General features: G+C 69.1%; 17 protein-coding genes. 10 read left to right on the top strand and 7 right to left on the bottom strand.

Annotated elements, in window-relative coordinates; translation table 11 throughout:
• Positions 1-25: 25 nt before the first annotated feature.
• The gene (locus HFP15_RS28485; RefSeq protein ID WP_376768901.1) at positions 26-859 is read right to left on the bottom strand and encodes a M15 family metallopeptidase; all 834 of its coding nucleotides are present in this window, start codon (positions 857-859) and stop codon (positions 26-28) included.
• Between the two features lie 114 nt (positions 860-973).
• Between HFP15_RS28485 and HFP15_RS28480 the strand changes: the two genes are divergently transcribed.
• Both HFP15_RS28480 and HFP15_RS28475 read left to right on the top strand, forming a co-directional pair.
• Complete coding sequence (locus HFP15_RS28480) at positions 974-1798, top strand: S1 family peptidase (RefSeq protein ID WP_168519841.1); 825 nt, start codon at positions 974-976, stop codon at positions 1796-1798.
• Between the two features lie 9 nt (positions 1799-1807).
• Positions 1808-2233: a GNAT family N-acetyltransferase gene (locus tag HFP15_RS28475; protein ID WP_168519840.1), complete on the top strand. Its 426-nt coding sequence runs from the start codon at positions 1808-1810 to the stop codon at positions 2231-2233.
• Here HFP15_RS28475 and HFP15_RS28470 read toward each other — a convergent pair.
• The 3 genes from HFP15_RS28470 to HFP15_RS43015 all read right to left on the bottom strand — a co-directional run bounded on the left by HFP15_RS28470 (position 2199) and on the right by HFP15_RS43015 (position 6155).
• The gene (locus HFP15_RS28470) at positions 2199-3359 is read right to left on the bottom strand and encodes an 8-amino-7-oxononanoate synthase (protein WP_312871788.1); all 1161 of its coding nucleotides are present in this window, start codon (positions 3357-3359) and stop codon (positions 2199-2201) included. The genes HFP15_RS28475 and HFP15_RS28470 overlap by 35 nt on opposite strands.
• 82 nt (positions 3360-3441) lie before the next feature.
• On the bottom strand, positions 3442-4794 hold the full coding sequence (locus HFP15_RS28465; protein WP_168519838.1) for a DEAD/DEAH box helicase: 1353 nt from the start codon (positions 4792-4794) through the stop codon (positions 3442-3444).
• Positions 4795-5012: 218 nt separating this feature from the next.
• On the bottom strand, positions 5013-6155 hold the full coding sequence (locus tag HFP15_RS43015) for an RIO1 family regulatory kinase/ATPase domain-containing protein (protein WP_246272104.1): 1143 nt from the start codon (positions 6153-6155) through the stop codon (positions 5013-5015).
• A gap of 196 nt (positions 6156-6351) precedes the next feature.
• On the opposite strand from HFP15_RS43015, the gene HFP15_RS28450 reads away from it, so the two are divergent.
• Positions 6352-7455, top strand: coding sequence for an NAD(P)/FAD-dependent oxidoreductase (locus tag HFP15_RS28450; RefSeq protein WP_168519837.1), 1104 nt, complete (start codon positions 6352-6354; stop codon positions 7453-7455).
• Positions 7456-7474: 19 nt separating this feature from the next.
• Here HFP15_RS28450 and yaaA read toward each other — a convergent pair whose 3' ends face one another.
• Positions 7475-8206, bottom strand: a complete 732-nt coding sequence (yaaA, locus tag HFP15_RS28445; RefSeq protein WP_168519836.1) for a peroxide stress protein YaaA — start codon at positions 8204-8206, stop codon at positions 7475-7477.
• Positions 8207-8527: 321 nt separating this feature from the next.
• Here yaaA and HFP15_RS28440 point away from each other — a divergent pair, with 321 nt between their 5' ends.
• Both HFP15_RS28440 and HFP15_RS28435 read left to right on the top strand, forming a co-directional pair.
• A complete protein-coding gene (locus HFP15_RS28440) occupies positions 8528-9268 on the top strand; it encodes a Stp1/IreP family PP2C-type Ser/Thr phosphatase (protein ID WP_168519835.1) in 741 nt (246 codons plus the stop codon).
• 1107 nt (positions 9269-10375) lie between these two features.
• On the top strand, positions 10376-12238 hold the full coding sequence (locus HFP15_RS28435) for a glycoside hydrolase family 2 protein (protein ID WP_168519834.1): 1863 nt from the start codon (positions 10376-10378) through the stop codon (positions 12236-12238).
• Positions 12239-12861: 623 nt separating this feature from the next.
• On the opposite strand, the gene HFP15_RS28430 is transcribed toward HFP15_RS28435, so the two are convergent.
• A complete protein-coding gene (locus HFP15_RS28430; protein ID WP_210717982.1) occupies positions 12862-13254 on the bottom strand; it encodes a peptidase inhibitor family I36 protein in 393 nt (130 codons plus the stop codon).
• 188 nt (positions 13255-13442) lie between these two features.
• A complete protein-coding gene (locus HFP15_RS28425; protein ID WP_168519833.1) occupies positions 13443-14513 on the bottom strand; it encodes a LacI family DNA-binding transcriptional regulator in 1071 nt (356 codons plus the stop codon).
• Positions 14514-14578: 65 nt separating this feature from the next.
• Between HFP15_RS28425 and HFP15_RS28420 the strand changes: the two genes are divergently transcribed.
• The 5 genes from HFP15_RS28420 to HFP15_RS28400 all read left to right on the top strand — a co-directional run bounded on the left by HFP15_RS28420 (position 14579) and on the right by HFP15_RS28400 (position 23736).
• Complete coding sequence (locus HFP15_RS28420) at positions 14579-15760, top strand: MFS transporter (RefSeq protein ID WP_168519832.1); 1182 nt, start codon at positions 14579-14581, stop codon at positions 15758-15760.
• 71 nt (positions 15761-15831) lie between these two features.
• Positions 15832-17784, top strand: a complete 1953-nt coding sequence (locus HFP15_RS28415) for a bifunctional copper resistance protein CopD/cytochrome c oxidase assembly protein (RefSeq protein WP_168519869.1) — start codon at positions 15832-15834, stop codon at positions 17782-17784.
• A gap of 125 nt (positions 17785-17909) precedes the next feature.
• On the top strand, positions 17910-18374 hold the full coding sequence (locus HFP15_RS28410) for a single-stranded DNA-binding protein (RefSeq protein ID WP_168519831.1): 465 nt from the start codon (positions 17910-17912) through the stop codon (positions 18372-18374).
• A 118-nt stretch (positions 18375-18492) separates the two neighbouring features.
• Positions 18493-20169: an energy-dependent translational throttle protein EttA gene (ettA, locus tag HFP15_RS28405; RefSeq protein WP_168519830.1), complete on the top strand. Its 1677-nt coding sequence runs from the start codon at positions 18493-18495 to the stop codon at positions 20167-20169.
• Positions 20170-20220: 51 nt separating this feature from the next.
• The gene (locus HFP15_RS28400; RefSeq protein ID WP_168519801.1) at positions 20221-23736 is read left to right on the top strand and encodes a hypothetical protein; all 3516 of its coding nucleotides are present in this window, start codon (positions 20221-20223) and stop codon (positions 23734-23736) included.
• Positions 23737-24153 lie beyond the last annotated feature (417 nt).

The raw sequence follows: 24153 nt of genomic DNA, 5'->3' as shown, positions 1-24153 counted from the left end.
AACCTTCCAGTCACTCGCATTGTTCCTACCCGCCTGTCGCCGTGAAATGCATCCGGTCGGTCGGGCTGCTCCACGATCCGCCCCAGCTCCAGCCGATCGCCGCGAAGTCCCGCACGGTCGCGTCCCCCGCGAGCACCATCCCCCGCCGTTTCCACGTCCGGTCGACGTAGGCGCTGGCCAGCTCCGGAAGCACCAGATCGCCCTTGGTGTAGGGGTTGCAGAACGGGTCGAGGTCGACGGCCAGCCCGTAGGCGTGCGCCGACCAGCTGGTCTGGCCGCGGGCCGGGCGGCACACGAACGCGCTGGTGTTGTTGCCGTCGCCGGTCGGATGCGCATCCAGTTCGGCCGGTGCGGTGACCCGCATCTCCTCGATCGGGAACCGCGCCGCGAACAGCTTGCCGAACACCGCCGTCACGTTCTGCGCGACGGAGGCGTCGACCAGCATCTCGCCGGTGTGCGCCTTGCCGTCGAACCCCCAGAACGACATGGTGAGGTAACGCAGATCGCTTACCTTGACCGGGCAGGCGGCCTGCCACGTGCTGCGGGCCAGCACATCGGCGGGGACGCCGTTGACGGTCGCCGCGTACTGGCCGTTCGCGGGTGGCGGCAGGATGTCGGCGGTGGGCAGGTTCCGGTCGCGCAGCGCGTCCGGCGTCGGCTCGATGACGCCGTAGCCGTCCGGGCGCAGCGGCAGCGGATGCGCGCCGACCTGCCAGGCGGGAGCCTGCGTGCTCGTCGGCGGTGCGCTGGACACCGGGGACTCCGGCGGCGTGACCGTCGCAGGTTGCGGTTGTTTCGGGGCCGCGCAGGCGCCGAGCGCCAAAGCGGTCAAAACGATCGCAAACCTGGAGAATCGCACAACGTTCAGCTTGGCAGAGAGCTTTGTGGACCACAGACCACCCAATCCAGCGACATCGCATCAGCGGGTGAGTGAACTACTGTGTCTGCGGTCCGACCTAGAGGGGGTACAGCTATGCCCAAGCATGCGAAACGCGATCGGAAGTTCCGCTTCGCGCTCGCCGGCGCGGCGGCCGTTGCCGTGTCGCTGCCGATCGCCGCGTTCGCGGCGACGTCCGGGTCCCCCTCGCCACAGGTCGAGCCGCGCATCGTCGGCGGCAACGAGGCTTCCATAAAGGACTACCCGTACGCGGTGTACCTGACCGACAGTCGCGACAACCAGTTCTGCGGCGGCGTGCTGGTCGGCCGGTCCTCGGTGGCCACGGCCGCGCACTGCGCCTCCGCGGTCAGCCGGGACGACATGCGTGTCGTCGCGGGCAGGCAGGACAAGCGCGACAACGACGGCATCGTCTCCAGGGTCACCAATGTCTGGGTCGAGCCCGGGTTCTCCGATCCCGGCAAGGGTGACGACGTCGCCGTGCTCACCCTGGACCGTGATCTTCCGTACCAGCCGGCGAAACTGCCCGACGCGTCCGACAAGTCGATGTACAACGAGGGCACCAACGCGACCGTGGTCGGTTGGGGGCGCACCGCCGACGGCGGCGCCCGCTCGCAGTACCTGCGCAGCGCCGTCGTGCCGGTGATCGGTGACGCCTCGTGCTCGTCGTCGTACAGCAACTACGACGCGAAGAGCATGGTGTGCGCGGGCTACCCGGACGGCGGCGTCGACGCCTGCCAGGGCGACTCCGGCGGCCCGCTGGTCGTCGGGGACACCCTGATCGGCATCGTGTCCTGGGGCGATGGATGCGCCAGGGCCGGCAAGCCCGGCGTGTACGCGCGGGTGTCCACCTACGCCGACGACATCAAGGCGCAGTCACGGGGCCGGTCGCTGCTCTGGTAGGCAGGTCCGGTGAATGTCGCCGGTACCGAGCTGACCGCAGCCCAGCTGTACGAGATCCTGCGCTTGCGGGTCGATGTGTTCGTCGTCGAGCAGAACTGTCCGTATCCCGAGCTGGACGGGCGTGATCTGCTGGCGAGCACACGGCATTTCTGGACCGAGGGATTCGCCTCCTACCTGCGGGTGCTCGCCGAAGGTGACGGTAACTTCCGGATCGGCCGCGTCGTCACGGCCAAGCAGGCACGCGGGCAGGGGCTGGCCGCACGGCTCATGACCGCCGCGCTGGCGCGCATCGGCGACGCCGACAGCGTGCTCGACGCGCAGACCTACGCGCGGGGTTTCTACGCGAAGTTCGGTTACGTGGCCGAGGGCGAGGAGTTCGACGAGGACGGCATCCCGCACATCAGGATGTGGCGGAGGGTGGCGCGCACTCGCTGATCACCTTCACGGCGGTGTCGATGTCACCGTCGGTGAGATCGGCGCGTGCCGTCAGCCGCAGCCGGGAGATGCCGTCCGGAACCGACGGCGGCCGGAAACAGCCGACCCGCACACCCTGTTCCGCGCAGCGCGCGGCCCATTCGACGGCGTCCTCAGGGGTGGGAGCCTGCACCGAGACCACCGCCGCCTGCGGTTCGCTGACCCGGAAACCGTTGCCCCGCAAGTGATCCGCGAGACGTGTGCTGTTGTTCAGCACCTTCTGCGGCAGGTCCGGCTCGGACTTGAGCACGCCGAGCGCGGCCAGCGCGGCGGCCGCGGCGGCCGGTGCGAGGCCGGTGTCGAAGATGAAGCTGCGCGCGGTCTCGACCAGATGCTTGATCACCCTGCGTGGGCCGAGCACGGCGCCACCCTGCGCGCCGAGCGACTTCGACAACGTGACCGTGGCGACGATGTCGGGTTCTCCGGCGAGCCCGGCCGCGTTCAGCGCGCCCCGGCCGCCCTCACCCAGCACACCGAGCCCGTGCGCGTCGTCGACCAGCAGTGCCGCGTTGTGCTCGCGGCAGACCTGGGACAGCTGGTTCAGCGGAGCGAGATCACCGTCCACGGAGAACACCGAATCCGTGACCACCAGCGCGCGGTCCTTGCGGCGCGTCGAGAGCGCGTGCTTGACCGCGTCCGGGTCGGCGTGGGCGACGGCGGCGACGTCGGTGCGGGCCAGCCGGCAGCCCTCGATGAGCGAGGCGTGGATGTACTTGTCGGTCACGATGGCCGATTCGCCGCCCGAGAGCGTGGTCACGGCGCCGAGGTTCGCGGTGAACCCGGAGGAGAAGACCAGGGCCGCCTGGAAGCCGCAGAACCGGGCGAGCTCGTGCTCGAGTTCGGTGTGCAGTTCGGTGGAGCCCGTGACGAGGCGGGAGCCGGTGGATCCGGCGCCCCAGCGGAGCGCGGCAGCGGCGGCGGCGCCCGCGACACGCTTGTCCCTGGCCAGGCCGAGGTAGTCGTTGCCGGCGAGGTCCAGCTCGTCGCTGGCCGCGGCCCGCGGCCGCAGCTTGCGCGTCAGCCCGGCCTTGGCCCTTTTCTCCGCCTCCGTGTCCAGCCAGTCGAACACCCGCTCATGTCCATCCACGCCCTGCATCCTCTCAGGTGGCCGCAAACGACTGCGGTGGCCACCGTCACGCGATGGCCACCGCAGGTTTGTGCAGCGTGTGTCAGTCGCGGGTGCGCCGCGCCGGACCGCGGCCGGAGCCTCCGTTGCGACGCGGGCGGAACCCTTCGCGGGACTGACGGTGCGCGCCGAAGTTGCGGCCACGGTCGCCGCGCGGGCCGTTGCCGCGGCGGGGCTGCGGCTCACGCCGCCGCTCGACCACGGGCTCACCGCTGGGCTCGCGGGCACCGGTGATTTCCGCCAGCTCGCCGTCACCGGGCCGGATCACGGCCGAACGGGCCCGCACACCGGCGCGCTCGGTCATCCGCCGGACGGTGCGCCGCTGGTCGTGCGTGACCAGCGTGACCACGGTGCCGGACGCCCCGGCGCGGGCGGTGCGGCCGGCCCGGTGCAGGTAGTCCTTGTGGTCGGCGGCCGGGTCCACGTGCAGCACCAGGCTCACGTCGTCGACGTGGATCCCGCGGGCGGCGACGTCGGTGGCGACCAGCACCGGGGTGTAGCCGTCCTTGAAGTCGGCGAGCACGCGGTTGCGCTGGCCCTGCGTCTTGCCGCCGTGCAGCGCACCGGCCCGCACGCCCTTCGCGCGGAGCCGCTCGGCGAGCCGGTCGACGTGGTGCTTGGTGCGCACGAACATGATCGTGCGTCCCTCGCGCGCGCCGATCTCGGTGACGATGGCCTGCTTGTCCTGGTGGGTCACCTGGAACACGTAGTGGTCCATCGTGTCCACGCTCGCCGTCGCCGGCGCCACCGAGTGCTCGACCGGGTCGGTCAGGTACGCGTCGACCAGCTTCTTGACGTCACCGTCCAGCGTCGCGGAGAACAGCAGCCGCTGGCCGCCGGGCGGGGTCAGGTCCAGGATCTCGCGGACCTGCGGCAGGAAGCCCATGTCGGCCATCTGGTCGGCCTCGTCCAGGGCCACGAAGTTCACGTCGGAGAGCACGCAGGTGCCCTGGCGGACGTGGTCGGACAGCCGGCCGGGGGTGGCGATCAGCAGGTCGACGCCGCGGTGGAGCACGTCGGCCTGGCGGGTGAAGGCCATGCCGCCGACGGCGGTGCGGCACCACAGGCCCATCGCCTTGGCCAGCGGCGCGAGCGAGTCGGCGACCTGCATCGCGAGCTCGCGGGTGGGGACGAGGACGAGCGCACGCGGCCGCTTGGAGCGGGCCTTGCCGCCGCCGAGCCTGCCCAGCAGCGCCAGACCGAAGGCGAGCGTCTTGCCGGAACCGGTCTGGGCGCGGCCCAGCACGTCGCGCCCGGCGAGCGCGTCGGGCAAGGTCGCCGACTGGATCGGGAACGGCGCGTCGATGCCCGCGTCACGCAGCGCGTCGAGCAGCGGCTGCGGGAGGTTGAAGTCGGCGAACGAGGTCGTCGACGTGGACTCGATAGTGATGCTCACTAACTGCCTCTCGGACGTGGCACGTCGCAAGGAGGCCCAATTGCCCGCGCGTGCGCGGCGAAGTGTTGTCCTGGGCGTTCACAGGGACGGACCCGGCGCATTTCACGCCGTTGGTGGGTGTGGATTGCCGCGAGCCTTCCGTTGGCTTGGCCGCGAAGAACAACACTTGTCCACGCCGCCGGTTGCGGTCTGTGATCAGTTTAGCGGAGTGGTCGCGTTCACTTCAGACCGGCCCGCTCCTCGAGGCCGGCGATGAGGCCGGGCAGGTCGATGTCGAGTCCGCGTGAAGTAAACCAGTTCGCCAGGTTCGCCGCGTCGCGGGCCAGGAATTCGGGTCCGCGCGGGTTGGCCACGACGTCGACGACCTGCGGGAGGTCGATGAGCATGAGACGTCCGTCATGGACGAGCACGTTGTAGGCGGACAGGTCCCCGTGCGCGAGCCCTTCGCCGGCGAGCAGGTGCATGGCTTCGACCGCCTGGCGGTACAACGAGGTGAGTTCGCGCGGCCCGGGACGCAACTGCGCGAGGCGAGGGGCGGCGTGCCCGTGCGCGTCGCCGAGAAACTCCAGCAGGATCTCGGTTCCGTTGCGCTGAACGGGGTAAGGCACCGGAGCGCCGACTGTCCACAAGCGACAGAGCGCGTGGAACTCGGCGACGGCCCACTGCTCGGCGATGAGATTGCGCCCGAACCCCGTGCGGTTGGCCATGGCCCGCGTCTCCCGGGAACGCCGCATCCGGCGGCCCTCGAGGTAGTCGGCGTCCCGCTGGAACTGCCGATGCTCCGCGGCGCGATACCGCTTGGCGGCCAGCAGGCAGGAGCGGCCGTTCGTGCGGTCGGGGTGGCCGCCGGTGCCGCCGGGACGGCCAGCGCCGTCGCGATCGCGGCTGCCGTAGCTGACGCGGTCCTGGTTGCGGCCGTCGCGGTCGCCGTCGCGGTCGCGGTCGCCGACGTCACCGGCACCTCGGTCGTGGTCGCGTGCGTCGGCAGGTCGGCGTGAATGGTCACTCCTGTCGCGGCACTGGCTGCCGGAACGGCCGTCGTCGTCATCGGGCAGCCCGAAGCGAGCGCCCGTCCCGCCGGGCAGGCCGCGCCGGAGGAGGTGCACGTCGGCTTCCTTCCCGGTCTTGAGCAAGCCGAGTTCGGTGTCGACCGCGGCGAGGTCGGTGACCAGCCAGCCGGGATAAGGCGCCGGACCGTGCTCGCCCGTGTCCCACGTGGAGTAGCGGTCGCCGCCACCGGGGATCGGGCTGTCGTCTTCGGACTCGGCCAGCCGCGCGCGTTCGTACTCGGTGAGGCGGCCGCGGCGGCTGTAGGTCGTGTCGTCGTCATCGAACCGGCGACGTCGCTTGTGTCCTGGCATTTCGGTGGGTGTCTCCTGGTGAGGCGCCCCACCGCGAGCGTTACCGGGATGAGGCGGGCGGACGATTGATGAGGGCAGGAGCGATCGCGAAGACAGTCATCGGGCTCCTCCTCTCGCCGTTCCTCTCCGGGATTTCCCGATCGTGCTGGAACGCTGCCGTGGCCCGCAACCGATTTACGGTGCGAGACTGTCGGGCGTGCGGGTGATCGTGATCGGTTCGGGAATCGCCGGGGCCGGCACCGCGTATCAGCTGGTGCTGCGGGGTGCAGACGTCGTCGTGGTGGACGAGGAGCGGCCGGGTGTCGCGACGGAGGCCGGAGCGGGGATCGTGTGTCCGTGGACCTCGCGTGCGGGCAGAGAGCACTACGCCCTGGCATCGGTGGCCGCGGCCTTCTACCCGCGGCTTGCCGAGTCGCTGGCCGAGGACGGGATCCAGGATTCGTCGTTCGAGATCGTCGGCGGCATGGTCGTTTCGTCGGACGAGCGAGAGCTGGAAGAGGCGTACGACCGGGTGACCAGGCGCGCGGCACCCGAGGCCGGTGAGGTGCGGCGGCTCGACCCGGCGCAGGCGCGCGAGTTGTTCCCCGCGCTGTCCCCGGAGCTCGGGGCCGTCCACGTCGCAGGCGGTGGGCGCGTCGACGGGCGTCGATTGCGACGTGCGCTGCTGACCGCGGCGGCCAAGCGCGGCGCGACCATATTGCCCGGGCATGCGGAGCTGTTCGCTGCGTCGGGGGCGGTCGAAGTGCGTGTCGGCGGGACACCCGTCGACACGGACAAGATCGTGGTCGCGGCGGGGGCATGGAGTGCCGAGTTGCTCGCGCCGTTGGGTGTGTCGCTCGCAGTCGCCCCGCAGCGCGGGCAGATCAGTCACTTCGGGCTGCCGGAGGCCGACACGGCGACCTGGCCGGTCGTGCTGCCGGTGTCGAGCCACTACCTGCTGGCGTTTCCGGACTCGCGCGTCGTCGCCGGCGCGACCCGTGAAACGGGGTCAGGATTCGATCACCGCGTCACCGCGGGCGGCCAGCGTGAGGTGCTGGAGCACGCGCTCGCCGTCGCGCCGGGCCTGGCGGAGGCGACGCTTCTGGAGACGCGTATCGGTTTCCGGCCGGCCACGCCGGATCAACTTCCGCTGCTCGGGCCGCTCGATGGACAGCCGGACGTGCTCGTGGCCACTGGATTCGGCGCGTCCGGGCTGACGGTCGCGCCGTTCGCGGGGGCGCTGATCGCGGCGCTCGCGGTCGGCGAGCCGCCGGCGATTGATGTGACGCCGTACCGGCCGGGGCGCCACGGCGTGCCGTGACCGGCGTTTTGGGGCGAGATCAGCCCTCGATGATCATTTCCAGCTCGAGGTCACCAGTGCGCTCGATGTGCAGGCCCCTGCGGGTGGCCGTGCTGAGTAGACCCTCCACAGTGGAGGGTTCACGGCCGGCTTTCGCCAGTACCGCGGCCAGTTTGCCCTTGTAAGCCTTATTGTGGTGGCTGACGGTCTTACCGCCGGGGGTGACCACACGCACCGCGACGGCACCGGGTATGCGGGCGAGTGCGGCGTAGGCGCCGGAGCGGAGGTCCACGATCAACTCGTCCAGAGCGCCGAAGGTCGGTTCGAGGACAGGAGGCCAGAGCGCGCGCAGCGCTCCGAGGGAGGGGAGCGAACTGCCGCCGGAGAGCCGGTAGCCGGGAATGCGGTCCGCCCCGCGCGCGATCCCGAACAGGGCCGACGCCACCGCGAGCCGCTGCTCCGCTTTCGCCAGCTGCGCCTTGGTGAAGGCGCCGATGTCGAGGGCGTCGTAGAGAACGCCGGTGTAGCGCTCCAAGGCGGGGAGCGTAGGCGAGGACCAGAGCGCCGCGTTACGTGCGACTTCGTCCTCCTGCCGGGGCGAGAGGCTCAACGCCTTCAAGCTGGCGGGGACGTCGGCGGCGAGATCGACGAGCGCTTCGGCGATTTTCCGGCGCACCGGGTTGAGCTCCGGGAACGACAGCGCGTCGAGGTCCAGCGGTGGTCCGTCCCCACCTGGCGCCTTGGTCTCCGAAGGGGGCAGTAACACCAGCACGCCCAGCAGGTTAACCGCTCACGAAGTAGGGGCTGGCGACCGACCTCCCCGTAGCTTCGCGACCATGGCTGACCGATCGCTGAACGCCGTTCGAAGCTGGGCGAGTCTGCCCGATACGACACCGCGCCGGGCTCGAGGTCCGGTGGTTGCAGGGGTCGCCCGAAGTCGTCCTGACCAGTGGGAACAGCGTGATGCGACGGTTGCGACCCAGTGGTGCGCCGCCCGCTACACGGTCCGATTCCGCGGCGGGTTGCGCCGGGCCGGATGCGGGGTGGGGTGAGGCCGGTGCCGACGCCGGGCGGCCACTGCTTTACTTCAAGTATGGAACCCAGTGGGTCACTGAAGCTCCGGTATGCCGTCGCGACCGATGTAGGCCAGCGCCGGGATGCGAACGAGGACTCGGTTTACACGAGCTCACGGCTCCTCGCCGTCGCCGACGGCATGGGCGGGCATGTGGCCGGCGAGGTCGCCAGCTCGGGAGCCATCGCGGCGATCACCGAACTGGACCAGCGGCTCGAGGACGGTTCGGCTGCGGAGGACCGTCTCGAAGCCCTGGGCGAAGCGGTGGCGGAGGCGGTGCGCCGTCTCACCGAGCTCGCCGAGGAGGACCCGGCGATGCAGGGCATGGGGACCACCTTGACGGCGCTGTTGTGGGAGGGCGACCGGTTCGCCGCGGCCCACGTCGGCGACTCCCGCGGTTACCGATTGCGCGACGGCGAGCTCGAACAGATCACCCGCGACCACACGGTCGTGCAGGAGCTGGTGGAGCAGGGTCGCATCACGCCGGAGGTGGCCATGACCCACCCGAGTCGGTCCGTGCTCACGCGGGCGCTGCAGGCGGGCGGGACCGCGGATCCGGACCTGTTTCCCGTCGAGGCCCGTGCCGGCGACCGCTACCTGATCTGCTCGGACGGCCTGTCCGACGTGGTCGCGTTCGACACCCTCCGTGAAACCCTGGCGACGGTGACCGATCTCGACGCCGTGGTGCGTAAACTCGTCGAGCTGGCCAACGACGGCGGTGGTCCGGACAACATCACGTGCGTCGTAGCCGACGTCGCCTGACCCGAGCTGTGGCCGGACTTGACTCGTCGCGTGCCCCGACCCTCGGCTGACCCCAGCCGTCGCCGGACGCGACCCGTCGCCGGACGCGACCCGTCGGCTGACGCGGGCCGCCGCCGGACGTGACTCGTCGCGTGCCCCGACCCTCGCCTGACCCCAGCCGTCGCCCGACGTGACTTGTCGCTTGCCTCGACCCTTGCCTGACCCCAGCAGTCGCGTGCCCCGAGCCTCGCCGGACGTGACCCACCGCCGGATGCGACCCGTCGGCTGACGGGACCCGCCACCGGATGCGAGCTGTCGCCGGACGCGACCCGTCGGGTGATCCCAGCCGCCGAAGTCAGCTGGTCGCCGAGACCCAGCCGTTGCCGAGGCCCGGCCGGTCGCCGGAACCCAGCCGACGCCGGACGTCAGCCGCTCGACCGCCTACATGCGCTCGATGTCTCGAGGCTCGACGTCCGACGGCCGGCGGTACGTCGGTCGCCTCACGCCCCGTCCCGGCCACCGGCTCGAGTGATCGGTTGTCCTCCCGTTGCCAGCCACATCCAACGATCGGATGCGACCTCGACGCCGCGCCTCACGTCGTGGCCGCGGGCGCGCAGTGCCCCGGCCACCAGAGCTTCGGGTGTGTGCGGCAGCGTCCACCCGCCCGGCAGCTGTGTTGTCAGCGCATTCATACGCGCCCACGGACTGCGTCCGGCGCCTCGCAACATCGACCCCGCTATCCGGACCAAGATGGCCGAGCCGGTTCGGAGCTCAGCTGCCCAGTCGGACTGCGTCAGCGTGTGAATCCGAGGCGCCACCTCCGGAAGGGCGCCGAACGGCACCACCCGGCGTCACCGTCGCCGGGACAGCTTCGCCGCCGCCATGCGCGGCAAGGAACGCGTTCCACCCCTGGCTTGAGACGTCTTCACCTCCTCTCGCGACCTCGAACTCAGGAAGAACGCGACCGCAGGCCGGAGTCTCCGGCCCGCCCGGTGATCACGGCTTGGGCCGGAGCTTTTCCGGTCACGGCTTGTCGCTGACCCCGCAGTCACAACATCACGCTGGCAACGTGCCTCGCGACGGTTCAACGGCTCGCAGCAACGTTGCTGGCTGCGTATCGTGCCAGGCGTGACAAGCATTGAGTCCGAGAAAGTCTGTCCGCGTCCGCAACTCGTCCGCTCCGGCTGGATCGACCTGTGCGGCCAGTGGGCATTCACGTTCGACGACGAAGATCGAGGTCTCACCGAAGACTGGCACACTGGCGCCGTTCCGTTCGACCGCACGATAACCGTCCCGTACCCGCCCGAGTCCGAACTGTCTGGCGTTCGCGCGCCAGAGCCGCACGCGGTGGTCTGGTACAGACTGGACTTCGAAGCGCCGATGTTGGCTCCCGGTTACCGGTTCATCCTCAACTTCGGCGCGATCGACTACACGGCCACAGTCTGGATCAACGGCATTCACGTTGGCGGGCACGAAGGTGGTCACACCCCCTTTTCTGTCGACGTAACCGAGGCGCTCAAACCAGGTACCGCGAAACAGTCCATTGTGGTCCGGGCTGAGGATCGACCCGACGACGCGACCCAACCCCGGGGCAAGCAGGACTGGAAACACGAGCCCCACGACATCTGGTATCACCGCACGACCGGGATCTGGCAGCCGGTATGGGCCGAGGTCGTGCCGGCGCTGCACCTGACCCAGCTGCACTGGACGTCCCGTGTGTCTGCGGCCTCGGTCACGTGCGAAGGCGAACTCGCCAGCGAACCACGTGAACCCGTCACTGTCGCCGTGACTCTCAAACACGGCGAGGAGATCCTTGCCGAGCAAACGGTCCGCGTCGATCGGAAGCACTTCCGTTTCGGCGTAAGCATTCCCGGTCTCGCGCACGGTCAGGATCGCAATCGGCTGCTGTGGTCTCCGGAACATCCCGTTCTCATTGATGCGACGGTCGAGATTCGTCCACCACACAGCTCGGCCGACGTCGTCGGCAGCTACTTCGGCCTTCGGGAGCTCGGCGCCGGGGACGGCTCGTTCTTGCTGAACCAGGTTCCCTACTACCCGCGCATGGTTCTTCAACAGGGCTACTGGCCGCAGTCACACTTGGCCGCCCCCGACGTCGAGGCGTTGCGCCGGGAAGTCGAGCTGATCAAGGAACTCGGCTTCAACGGCGTTCGCATACATCAGAAAGTGGAGGACCCGCGGTTTCTCTACTGGTGCGACCGTCTTGGTTTGCTCGTGTGGGGTGAGACCGCGAACGCCTACGAGTTCTCGGCCAACGCCGTCGAACGGCTGACTCGTGAATGGCTGGAAGTACTGCGCCGGGTTCGCAGCCATCCGTGCATTGTCACGTGGGTCCCGCTCAACGAGAGCTGGGGCGTGCCGGACATCGCCACCGTGCCCGCGCAAGCACACTTCGCTCGCTCGATGTACCACCTCACAAAGTCGATCGATCCGACGCGCCCTGTGGTTTCCAACGATGGCTGGGAAATCACCGCAGCTGATATCTATGGAATCCATGATTATTCGTCAAGCGGTCCCTCCCTTGCTGCTCGTTACGGCGACGGGGACGTACTGGCCAGGACCCTCGCAACGGGCCGGCCCGGAGGACGGCGCCTCGTGCTCGATGAGGTGGTACCCGGCAGACCCGTGATGCTCACGGAGTTCGGCGGGCTCTCGCCAATCCCGGTCACCGGAGAGAACTGGTTCGGCTACTCCACTGTCACTGACGCCGAAGACCTGGTGCGCAGGCTCGACGAATTAGTGACAGCGATCTTGGACTCGCCCGTGCTCGCGGGCTTCTGCTACACCCAGTTCACCGATACCGAGCAGGAACGCAACGGCCTGGTCACCGCGGACCGTAAGCCCAAGGCCGACCCCGTCGCGATTCGGGCGATCCTGTCCCGGCACCCGAAGGGGCTTTCGGCGGAAGAGGTCGGCGCGTTCCGCGACGAAGCAATGCACAAAGCGAAGCCCGCCGACTCCTCAAGCGCCTGAGGCGCCCCGCTGGGTGCTCAACCGTCGCACGAGGTCGATGCCGAAGCGACGACAGCGGGCTCGGCGTCTGACGTGAACCGTGGAGCAGGTCTGGTTGGGGCCAATGAGCACACACCTCCTTGTCGTTAGTTGTGGCGGCGCCCGGCGAATCCCTAAGCTGCATACCGTTCGTGCCGCCCCCATCGAGTCCGTGCGTTGGTGTCCGGCGATGCCGCGGACGGCTTCGCCCCCGGCGAGCGATGGACTCGTACCGCCAGGAATTTCGAGCACGGCTGGTCTTCGGCGTGACCGCCGATCGAATGCCGCTCCCCGGCCCGTACGTGATCGCCAAGAGCCCTGCTCCGGGGCTCCGGCGGCGCGCACGGATCTTTGGGAGCCGGGTCGTGATCCTCGCTGTGCGGAGCACGAGGATCACGGCTACTGCGCCGCTGTCCGTGGAATGAGTCCCCGCGGGTGCGCCGATGTCGGGGCGGTAGCGCACCCGCGGGGATGGGGCCGTCGTCGGGAAGCGGCCCCAGGCGGACGGGCACCGGATGACGGTCCCCAGGAGCGATGTCCGCCCGCCTTGTCTTTCGTGGGCGCGTCAGGTCGTGGAACCGGACGCGGCACGCGTGCTCGACGCGTCAGGCGCCGTCCCAGATCTGGACCGCCCGCACGACGAACGGGGCGTGCGGCACGAACGTTCCGTTGCCCGGATATGTCGTGAAGTCGCCTTCCGTTGAGCACTCGTTGTCCTGATACACGGTCACGTCTCTGGTCATCCTGTTGGCGAGCGATCTGGCCTCGATCCCGTTCGGAAGGACTATGCATTCCTCCGGATTGGCCGTGCGGAGGTCGAGCCGCTGGATGTAATCGCTGTAGAACTCGCCGGGCCAGGCGCAGAATTCGCCTTGCTGGCAGCTGAACTCGGGCCGATCCGGCGGTGACACCTGCTCTGCCTGCGCGACGCCGGACGCGCCCAGCAGGCCGATCGCGGCAAGAACGAGCGCCTTCGGCAGATACGCTCGCAGTCTCATGTTTCCCCCTGATGAATCGTGGTGCGGCTTGCGATGCCGCATCTCCCTCACGCATTCAAGAATGGCGGGTGCTCGCGGACTTGTCAGCAGGCATTTCTACTTCTGTGGATAAGTAGTTTCCGTTCGCTCGATCGGGGAGTAGTTGTCCACAGATTTCCAAACCTCGTTGTACGGGCCGCGGAACCGTGCTAACGAGCAGGTCCGGTTGAGCTGCGGACGATCAGTTCCACGTCGAGTATGGTCGGACGAGGAGGCCGCCGCCCGCCGGTGAGCATGTGTAAGGCGAGTTCTCCTGCCAAACGACCTTTGTATTCGAGGTCCTGCCGGACCGTCGTCAGGGCAGGCTCGGACCATCGAGCCGATGGCGTGTCGTCAAAGCCCACAATGGACAGTGCGCCCGGAACATTGATTCCTCGCTGTTTCGCGACGGCGAGGGCGGCGAGGGCGAGTTCGTCCGACATGCACAATAATGCGGTAGGCTCGTGATCGAGCAGGCCACTCGCACCCGCCATCGCCTGCTCGCGGGAGATTCCGGACGTCTCCCAGATCGGCACATCGGCACTGGCGATTCCCCCGTCGGCCAGCGTTTCGAGGTAACCCCGTAACCGTTCGCGATTGTCTCGGAAACGGCTCCTGATCGCCTCTGCCGGTGTGAGTGGTCCACCTCGCGGCGCAGAAAGGCATTGCGCGGACAAGATCGCGAAGCGACGATGGCCGAACTCGAGAAGATGTTGGGCGGCCGCTGCGGCGCCGCCGCGATCGTCGATGCCGACTCGTGCGGACCCCGGCACGACGGGCTGGTCGATCACGACGAGTGGTAACCCCCGCCGACGTACGGCGCGCAAGGCCGGCGCGCCATCCGCCAGCGAGTACGCCACGGCGAGGTCTGCCTGCGCGGCGAGCACGCGGTCGGCGCGCGGGCCGCCGTTGTCCCCGCCGGGCAACAGCAGTAGCGCGTGTCCTTCCGGATCGACCGTCGCGGCGAGCGCGTCGAGCGTGATGGACAACGCCGGATCGGAGAAGGCTGCGGACAGGCCGGTGTCGAGCATGAACGCGATCGCACCGGTGCGCCGAGTGGCGAGACTGCGCGCGATCGGGTTCGGCCCGGCGTATCCGAGCCGCCTGGCCACGCGCAGCACCTCGTCACGCAACGCGGCGGACAACTGGTCGGGACGGTTGTACGCGTTGGACACCGTCGCGCGGGAAACACCGACGGCCTCGGCCACGTCGTCGAGCGTCGGCCGCCGCCGTTCGGTCATCCCGCCAGTCTAAACGGCTGGACTTCCTGAAGCGCTTAAGACATTGTGAGGCGGGGAGGTGGGTCATGGTCGGCGACCGGGTCGCGGTCTTCGTGGTGTTCGCGCTCAATGGGGCGGTCTACGGGTCGTGGGCGCCACGCGTGCCCGCGATCAGTGACCAGTTGCGGGCCACGCCGGGGGCGCTCGGTCTGGCACTGCTGTGCCTGACAATCGGGATGTTGATCTCGGCGTCGTTGTCGGGTCGCCTGGTCGAACGTGCCGGCGCGCGAGCCGCGATCGTCGTCTCGACGCTGCTGTCCGCCGTTCTGCTTCCGTTGCTCGGCGTCGCAGGCACGGTGCCGTGGCTGGCTCTGGTGATGTTCTGGCTGGGGGTATCGGTCGGGCTCCTCGACGTGGCGATGAACATCGGTGCGGTCGGCGTCGAGCGGCGCACCGGGCGGCCGCTCATGCCGGTGTTCCACGCCGGATTCAGCTTCGGCGGTCTCGTCGCGTCCGCCGCCGCTGGGCTCGCGGCGGCGCAGGATTGGTCCCCGCTGAGGCATCTCTTTGTTGCGGCGGTCGTGGTTGTCATCGCACTGTCGCTGGTCGTGCGTGGGCTTCCACGAACCGTCACACCGGAGCGAAAGGACACGACCGGCGCCAGGAGCGCGCCGATCCGGCGTCCCGTGCTGTGGCTGCTCGCCGCCATCGCGCTGTGCTCGGCGATCGCGGAAGGCGCGAGCGCGGACTGGTCGGCGCTGCTGCTGGTGTCGACGCATCAGATCGGGCAGGGCGCGGCGGCGCTGGCGTACTCGGGCTTCTCGCTCGCGATGGCGTTCACGCGGCTCGGCGGAGCGTGGGTGCAGCAACGGCTCGGCGCCACGACGACGCTGGTCATCGGGGCGGCCCTGGCCGGATGCGGGCTTGTCACGGCTGCCGTGGTGCCGGTCGCCGCGCTCGCGTACGTCGGATTCGGCCTGGCCGGGGTGGGGCTGGCCGCGTCCTTCCCGATCGCGTTGAGCCTGGCGGGGGCGTCCGGACAGCGCGCCGACGACACAGGTGGAGAGCGCGAAATCGCGTTCGTGACCACGGTCGCCTATAGCGGATTCCTCGCCGGGCCGCCCATGATCGGCGGAGTCGCACAGGCGACGTCTCTTTCCACGTCGTTCGTCGTGGTCGGCCTGCTCGCCGCGGTGATCGCACCCGCAGCGGTCGCCGCAGGTCGCGCACGTCACCGTGAGCTCACCGCGCCGACTCCGGTCTGCTGAACCGGGCCTACCCTCGTGGCGTGGAGTCTGAAGCATCCTCACGCCGCAAGGTCAGTGTCGCCCCACTGCTGATGGTGAGCGTGATCCTTGCGGCGGTCATTGCCGTCGCGATCGTCGCGATCACCGGCGGCGCCACGTACGTGATCGCCGGCCTGCCGGATCCGGGCGCGCTCACGCACTACGGGCTCGGTGTGGTGCGTGTACTGGCCGACGCCGCCTCCGTGGTGTGCGTGGGTTCCCTACTGCTGGCGGCGTTCCTTGTGCCGCCCCAGCGTTCGGGCACTGTCGCGCGCGACGGATACGCGGCCTTGCGGACGGCGGGTACCGCGGCCTGGGTGTGGTTCGTCGCGGCGATCGCGTCGGTGTTCTTCACGGCGGCGGACGGTGCGGGTAAACCGGTCACCGCACTGTTCTCCCCGCAGGTGCTGCTCGACCTCGTCGACGCGATCGAGCAGCCGAAGGCGTGGCTGGTGACGGCCGCGATCGCGCTGCTGCTGGCCCTGGGGTGCCGCCTGGCGTTGTCGTGGGGCTGGACGGCTGTGCTGTTCGCGGTGTCGGTCGCGGGACTGGTGCCGGTCGCGGTGACGGGTCACTCGGCCAGCGGTGGCGCCCACGACATGGCCACGAACAGCCTGCTGTACCACCTTGTCGCGGCGTCGGTGTGGGTCGGCGGGTTGTTCGCGCTGCTGGCGCACGGCTGGCGGCGGGGCGAGCACCTGACTCTCGCGGCGAGCCGGTTCTCCAAGATCGCACTGGTCTGCTGGATCGTGATGGCCCTGTCGGGTGTCGTCAACGCACTCGTGCGGATCCCCCTGGGTGACCTGCTGACGACCGACTACGGCCTGCTGGTCGTCGCCAAAATGGTCGCGCTACTCGTGCTCGGTGTCTTCGGGCAGCAACAACGCAGCCGAGGCGTGCGGGGCCTCGTGCACGGCAAGGGTGGCGGACAGCTGCTTAGGCTGGCCGCTGTCGAGCTGGTGATCATGTTCGTGACCATCGGCATCGCGACGGCGCTGGCGCGCACTCCACCGCCGGAGAACGCCGTGACCCAGCCGTCCACGACGGAAGTGCTCATCGGGTACGACCTGCCCGGTGCTCCAACCGTTCTGCGGCTGCTGTTCGCCTGGCGGTTCGACCTCATCTACGGCACGGCCGCGATCGTGCTGGCCGCGTTGTACATCGTGGGCGTGCGCCGGCTGCGACGACGCGGCGACGCCTGGCCGGTCGGGCGGACGGTGTCGTGGCTCGCCGGGTGCTTCGTGCTGCTCATCGCGACGTCGTCCGGGCTCGGCCTGTACGCGCCGGCGATGTTCAGCGCCCACATGGGCCTGCACATGATGCTGTCGATGGTGGCGCCGGTGCTGTTCGTGCTGGGCGGCCCGGTGACGCTCGCGTTGCGTGCGCTGCCGGTGGGAGGCAAGGACGCGCCGCCGGGACCGCGTGAGTGGTTGCTGGCGTTCGTGCGGTCGCCACTGGCCAAATTTCTCACTCAACCGGTGGTGGCCCTGCTGCTGTTCGTCGGTTCGTTCTACGCTCTGTACTTCTCCGGGCTGTTCGATACGGCGCTGAACTATCACTGGGCACACCTTGTGATGAACGCGCATTTCCTGCTGTCGGGTTACGTCTTCTACTGGCCGGTGATCGGTATCGACCCGGCGCCGCGTCGCCTTCCGCATCTGGGGCGGCTGGGCATGATGTTCGCGGCGATGCCGTTCCACGCCTTCTTCGGCGTAGTCCTGATGTCCAAGCAGACGGTCATCGGCGAGGCGTTCTACCGTTCGCTGAACCTGCCGTGGGTACAGGATCTGCTTTCCGACCAGCGCCTCGGAGGCGGAATCGCGTGGGCGTCGGGGGAAATCCCCGTCCTGCTCGTGCTGATCGCCCTGCTCGTGCAGTGGGCGCGTGCCGACGACCGCGAAGCGAAGCGGAACGACCGGCGCGAGGAGACCAGCGGCGACTCCGACCTCGCGGCCTATAACGCCATGCTCAAACAAATGGCGGATCAGGGCAAACGGCGGGCTTGATCGCGGACTTGTCCACACACCCCCGGTTATCCACAGCCACGCCATTTCTCCCTTTCCTCGCGTGCCCGCTGCCGCCAGGCTGATCTCAACGGACACGGACCGAGAGGCAGGAAAGGGTGCGGGTGATGGCGGCAGGCGAAACCCCGGTCACGTTGATCGGCACGGTGTGCAGCGAACTCGAGGTCAGGCGAGTGGGCGAGCGCGGGCACGAGATGGTGAGTTTCTGGTTGCGCAGCAACGAGCGGCGTTACGACAAGGCCAGGGAAAGGTGGGTCGACGGTCGGCATTTCAGGGTGCGCGTGAGGTGCTGGCGCAGGTTGGCTGCGGGTGTCCGCGTGTCGGTGCGCAAGGGCGATCCGGTCATCGTCAACGGGCGGCTTTACATGAGCGGCCGCGAGCAGGGGCGAGAGGCTCGCGCTGTACCTGAGGTTGAGGCCTTGGCCGTCGGACCCAACTTGCTGCGGTGCGTGGCCCCAGCTCAGCGCGCCGGCGTCGACGAACCCGGCAGAGGAGGTGACGCCCGCAAAGCTTCGAATCCATCCGAACGGAACATGCTCGTTGAGGCCGCTGAACCCGTGCCGATCGCCTGAGGGAGCGGGCCCGGGCGGTAGTTGATCTGATGTTCCGAAGGTGAGCAGGGGGTCACGCTGGGTTCCTGGATGGTGACCGCCGTTCGGTCGCGCTTGGCTCGGCTCTACGATCGACCTTATGGCCGAGTTCATCTACACCATGAAAAAGGTGCGCAAGACCGTCGGGGACAAGGTCATCCTCGACGACGTCAGCACCGCGTTCTACCCAGGCGCCAAGATCGGCGTCGTGGGTCCGAACGGGGCCGGTAAGTCCACCGTCCTCAAGATCATGGCGGGACTCGATCAGCCGAGCAATGGGGAAGCCTTCCTGCAGCCCGGCGCGTCGGTAGGGATCTTGCTCCAGGAGCCGCCGCTCAACGAGGACAAGACCGTGCGGGGCAACGTCGAGGAGGGGCTCGGCGACGTCAAGGTGAAGCTCGACCGCTTCAACGAGATCGCCGAGCAGATGGCCACCGACTACAGCGACGAGCTGATGGAGGAGATGGGCCGGCTGCAGGAGGACCTCGACCACGCGGACGCGTGGGAGCTGGACTCGCAGCTGGAGCAGGCGATGGACGCACTGCGCTGCCCGCCGCCGGACGAGCCCGTGACTCATCTTTCCGGTGGTGAGCGTCGCCGGGTGGCGCTGTGCAAGCTGCTGCTGTCCAAGCCGGACCTGTTGCTGCTCGACGAGCCCACCAACCACCTCGACGCGGAAAGTGTGCTGTGGCTGGAGCAGTTCCTGGCCAGCTACCCCGGTGCCGTCCTCGCCGTGACCCACGACCGGTACTTCCTGGACAACGTCGCGCAGTGGATCATGGAGCTCGACCGCGGCCGGGTCGTCGGCTACGAGGGCAACTACTCGACCTACCTCGAGAAGAAGCGTGAACGATTGGAGGTGCAGGGCAAGAAGGACGCGAAGCTGGCCAAGCGACTCAAGAACGAGCTCGAGTGGGTCCGCTCCAACGCCAAGGCGCGCCAGACGAAGTCCCGCGCCCGTCTGGACCGCTACGAGGAGATGGCCGCCGAGGCCGAGCGCACGCGCAAGCTCGACTTCGAGGAGATCCAGATTCCGCCGGGCCCGCGGTTGGGCAGCGTGGTGGTCGAGGTCAGTCACCTGAGTAAGGGCTTCGACGACCGGCTGCTGATCGACGACCTGTCGTTCGATCTGCCGCGCAACGGCATCGTCGGTGTGATCGGCCCGAACGGTGTCGGTAAGACGACGCTGTTCAAGACGATCGTCGGACTCGAGAAGGCCGACTCGGGCGACGTCAAGATCGGTGAGACGGTCAAGCTGTCCTATGTGGACCAGAACCGGGCCGGCATCGACCCGAAGAAGACGGTGTGGGAGGTCGTGTCCGACGGACTGGACTTCATCCACGTCGGGCAGACCGAGATGCCGTCGCGGGCCTACGTCAGTGCGTTCGGTTTCAAGGGGCCGGACCAGCAGAAGCCCGCCGGCGTGCTCTCCGGTGGTGAGCGCAACCGGCTGAACCTCGCGATGACGCTTAAGCAGGGTGGAAACCTGATCCTGCTGGACGAGCCGACCAACGACCTGGACGTCGAAACGCTGGGTTCTCTGGAAAACGCGCTCGAACAGTTCCCCGGGTGTGCTGTGGTCATCTCGCACGACCGGTGGTTCCTCGACCGCGTGGCCACGCACATCCTCGCCTGGGAAGGCGACGACGAGAACCCGGCCAAATGGTTCTGGTTCGAGGGCAACTTCGAAGGCTACGAGAAGAACAAGATCGAACGCATGGGAGCGGAGGCGGCCCGGCCACACCGGGTGACTCACCGCAAGTTGACGCGCGATTGACCGGCGCGCCGAGCGAGCACGCTTGAGCCAACACTGAAGCGGAGTCCCCACGTGGTAGCCACCAAGCACATCCGGTCCAGCCCGCCCGAGGCGCGCGTCACTGGATGGAACCCGACCGGTAACAGCGAGACGCAAGCGATCGAGCGGCTGCTCCGGCAGGCCGCTGAGTTCAGCCTGCGCGCGCCCGAGCTGGTTCTGGTTCTCGGTGAGCGTGCCGCGGCATTGGCGGAGACCGCCGACTCCGACAAGTTGTGGGTGCGTGCCGAGGGACTGGTCGTCGCGGCGCGCGTCCGGCTCGGCTTGCGTGCGGACACGGTCGGGCGTGCGGTCGCCGTGCTGCGTGCGGCCGAGGATCTCGGTGAGATCGAGCTGGGTGCGCGCCTTCGCACCGATCTCGCGGTGTGCGCGCGCAGTGTCGGAGCGCCGCTGACGGGGCTCGCCGCCTTGAGGCCAGTGCTGGCGACGACGGCGTTCGCCGGGGCTGACAAGGCTGCCGCGTTGTGCCAGCTGGTGGGTTGTCTCTCGCAGTTCGGTCGCAAGCCGGAACTCGACCGAGCCTTCGTCGAAGCCGACAAGCTGTGCGGCGGCGACGACAGCTTGGACGGTGACGACCGGCTGCTCGCACGGGCTTACCTACGGGTCGGCATGTCCGCGCACCGGCGCCGGCACGCGGACACCCTGGGGGCCGGAGACGCGGCGCGCACCGGTCTGGGGCTGCTGGAACAACTGGACGACCCGGGTCGCGACGGGGGAGTCGTACGCTCCCGGCTGATCCTCCATCTCGTGTGCTCGTTGCTCGACCGGGGTGACATGGAGAACGCGTTGGAGATCGCGCAACCGCTGCTCGACGAGCCGGTGCGCGCGGCGGCCACCGCGCCGCTCGGCTGGCTTCGGATGGCGGTCGCGACGCGAATCCTGCTGCCCTCGGGCGGAGTCGAAGCGGCGGCCGGGATGTTGCGGGACGCCGTGTACAGCACCGAACGGCACGGCCTGCATTCGCTGACTTCGCGTTTGTGGGCCGAGCTTTCCAACGTTGAGCAACGACTGGGGCGCGCCGACGAGGCTATCGAGTGCCTGCATCAGACCAGGGCCGCCGAGCATCTTTACGCCCGGTCGCGCAGGCAAGCGATGGGTTTGCTGACCGGCGAATTCGGCAACGGCGGCCACGCGTCGGTCGACCTCGACGAGATTCTCGGCGTGGCGCCCCGGGCGGGCACCGCGACGTGGGCATCCAATGAGCAGCAGGGCTCGCGTGAGTTGCGGCTTGCTTCCGTGCATGGCGAGGCGCCGATGCGGACGGCAGACGAGCCGGGAAAGGCTACCGACGAACGCGGGCAGACCGCGGGCGAGGACCGCCGGACTGACGCAGACTTCCGGAGCATCGACGGTGACCACCGGGAAACTGGTGGGGACCGCCGGGAAGTTGACGGTGATCACCGGGCGGCTGGCGGGGATCGCCGGGAACTTGACGGTGACCACCGGGCGGCTGGCGGGGATCGCCGGGAAGTTGACGGTGACCACCGGGCAGCCGGTGGGGACCGCTGGAAAGTTGACGGTGACCACCGGGAAGCTGGCGGGGATCGCTCGAAAGTCGATGCGGACCGGCGGGAAGCTAGCGGAAACTCCCGGAGCATCGACGGTGACCACCGGGCAGCTGACGGAGACCATTGGGAAACTCGCGGAGACCACCGGGAGACTCGCGGAGTCTCGCGGGGATCTGACACGTCAGTGTCGGCCGCTGATGAGTCCGCCCATAAGTCCAGGAAATTCGCGTGGGACGATTCGGCAGGTGTGCCGGATCTGCCTTTGGCGCCCGCGCCCGCGGATGAACCCGCTCACCGGTTCTCGTTGATCTTCGAGCCGACTCCGGCGAAATCCGACACCGCGCGGCAGGCGACGAACGGTTCAGCAGGAACCGGCAAGACCAGCCACAACGACGAGCGGTCTGAAGCCGCTCACACCGTTAACGGCCAGCCAGAGCGGCGCCACACTGCCGGGGGCGACGACGGTTCCGCGACTGGAACCGCTCCCGGCGTCGAGCAGCGCCGAGCCGCGCACGCGGCCGATCACGGTTCGGTGACGGGTGGGGCGGCGTCGAGTGATCCTGAAGCGGGGCGACGCGAAGCGAACGCCGCTGTGGGCCTCGATACTGGCGCGGCCGAAGGCAGTGGCGCGTCCGGCCGCGATGGCGGGCAGCGCGAGGACTCGTCTGGCGACGGGCGCGGAGACTCGCCTGTCGAGCGCGGTGACACGGCTGCCGCCGACGCGGGTGACGACCGTACCGAGGGTCCGGCTAGCGGCTCGACCGTCGGGCGGAGGCGTCGAGACCGCGCCGCGAATCACGACGACGCGGTCACCGATCAGCACGAGGACGCGGCGAACAAGCCGAAGACGCGGCACGATTCGGAGCACGGTTCGGTTGCGGCACGGTCGGTTCTGGATCGGCTGGGTATCTCGCCCGGGTCAGGTGTCGGGGGCAGGCGGCGAGCATCCGACTCCGACCCTGGACGGCGTCGCGAAGCGGACGTAGGGGAGGAGACGTCCCGCACGGCGAGCGCCGATTCGGCGGAGGTGCGGGCGACCAACGAGGCCGCCCCGTCGGCCGACGCGATACACGAAGCGCCCGACGTTGTTTCGGAGACTGGAAACGGCGCCGGCGGCCAAGACCGCAGTGGCGTCAAAGCGTCTGCCGGGGTCAAAGAGCAGAACGCGGGGTCAGGGAAGCACAATGGCCTCGACTTGAGCCGGCTGGACGATGCCGACTCGGCGGTATACGCCGGGGATGGCGGGTCGGCGACGGGCGCCGGGACGGGCAGCGAGCCGGATGCCGGCGCCGCAGCGAAGGCTGCGGAGGCGGCCGGGACCGCCTCGGCCCGACACGACGCGGCAGGACGCGCTTCGACGGAACGTGATGTGCCCCAACGCGACTCGGTTGGTGCCGCCGAGGAAAGCTCGGGCGGACGCCGCCGGGCGCGGGATCGCTCGGCTGAAGACGGTCCGGGTCAAGATGGCTCGGTTGCCGATGCCTCCGTCGAGGACGTTTCAGCTGCCCGCGATTCGGCCGGAGAAGGCACTCGCCGGGTGGCGTCTGGCGGTGGTGAGTCGGCCGAGGATGACTCTGCTCATGTCGACTCGGTCGAGGCTGGCTCCGGGAAAGACGCAGCGGGCACGACCGGCTCGGATGAGGGACGCGGCGTCAAGGTCAACGAGGACTGGCTGCCCAAGCTGCGGCTGCCTCCATCGCTGGAGCCCTTTGACGACCACGCCGACGACACGTCGCCCGCAAAGTCCGAGACGCACTTCACGAGTACTCCGAACATCGAGGACGACGGCCTCCAGCCCTTCCACGCGGGCCAGAGCACCTCGTTTCTCGACGATGACTTGCCCGAAGACGCGGGACTCGCCGACCTGCTCGCGAGGGCACTCGCGGAACACCAGGCCGGGACAACGAGCGCCGCGGCACTCGTGAAGCGGCTCGGCACGGGCGACGACGCGACGCGGACGGTCAACGGCCACAGCCGCAACGGCGAAGCCCGCGGCAACGGCCGCCACCGCACCGAGACCTGACTTAAGGCGCCAGCGCCCGCGCCGAAGGTGGACGTCGCGGTGAACGTTGTGGAGGCCATTGCGTCGCTGTGGGGTGGTGCGTGGTTGTGGTGCTGCTGGCGATCGTCGCAGCGACCGCCCGGATGCGATGGGCGGGCGCTGGCTGCCGGGCTGAGACCGAACGTCGGTGCGGACGCGCTGCAACCGATGACCGCGGCGGTCGACATCGCGTCGAGAGCCCGCCCGTCACGCAGAAGGCGCCCCCGGTCAGGCGCTCGGGGCTGCGTCCCCGGACCGGCATCCTCGGACCGGTGCTTCCGGGTCAGTGCCGGACCTGCCGTCCCCGGACCGGCGCTCCCGGGCCAGCACCCCCGGGCCAGCACCCCCGGGCCGACACCCCGGGCCGACACCCCGGGCCAGCACCCCCCGTACCAGCGC

Origin of the sequence: Amycolatopsis acididurans (genome assembly GCF_012328925.1) — a bacterium.
Classification (GTDB): Bacteria; Actinomycetota; Actinomycetes; order Mycobacteriales; family Pseudonocardiaceae; genus Amycolatopsis_E; species Amycolatopsis_E acididurans.
Note: the sequence above shows the minus strand (reverse complement) of the source record. Positions and strands in the feature narration are given on the sequence as shown.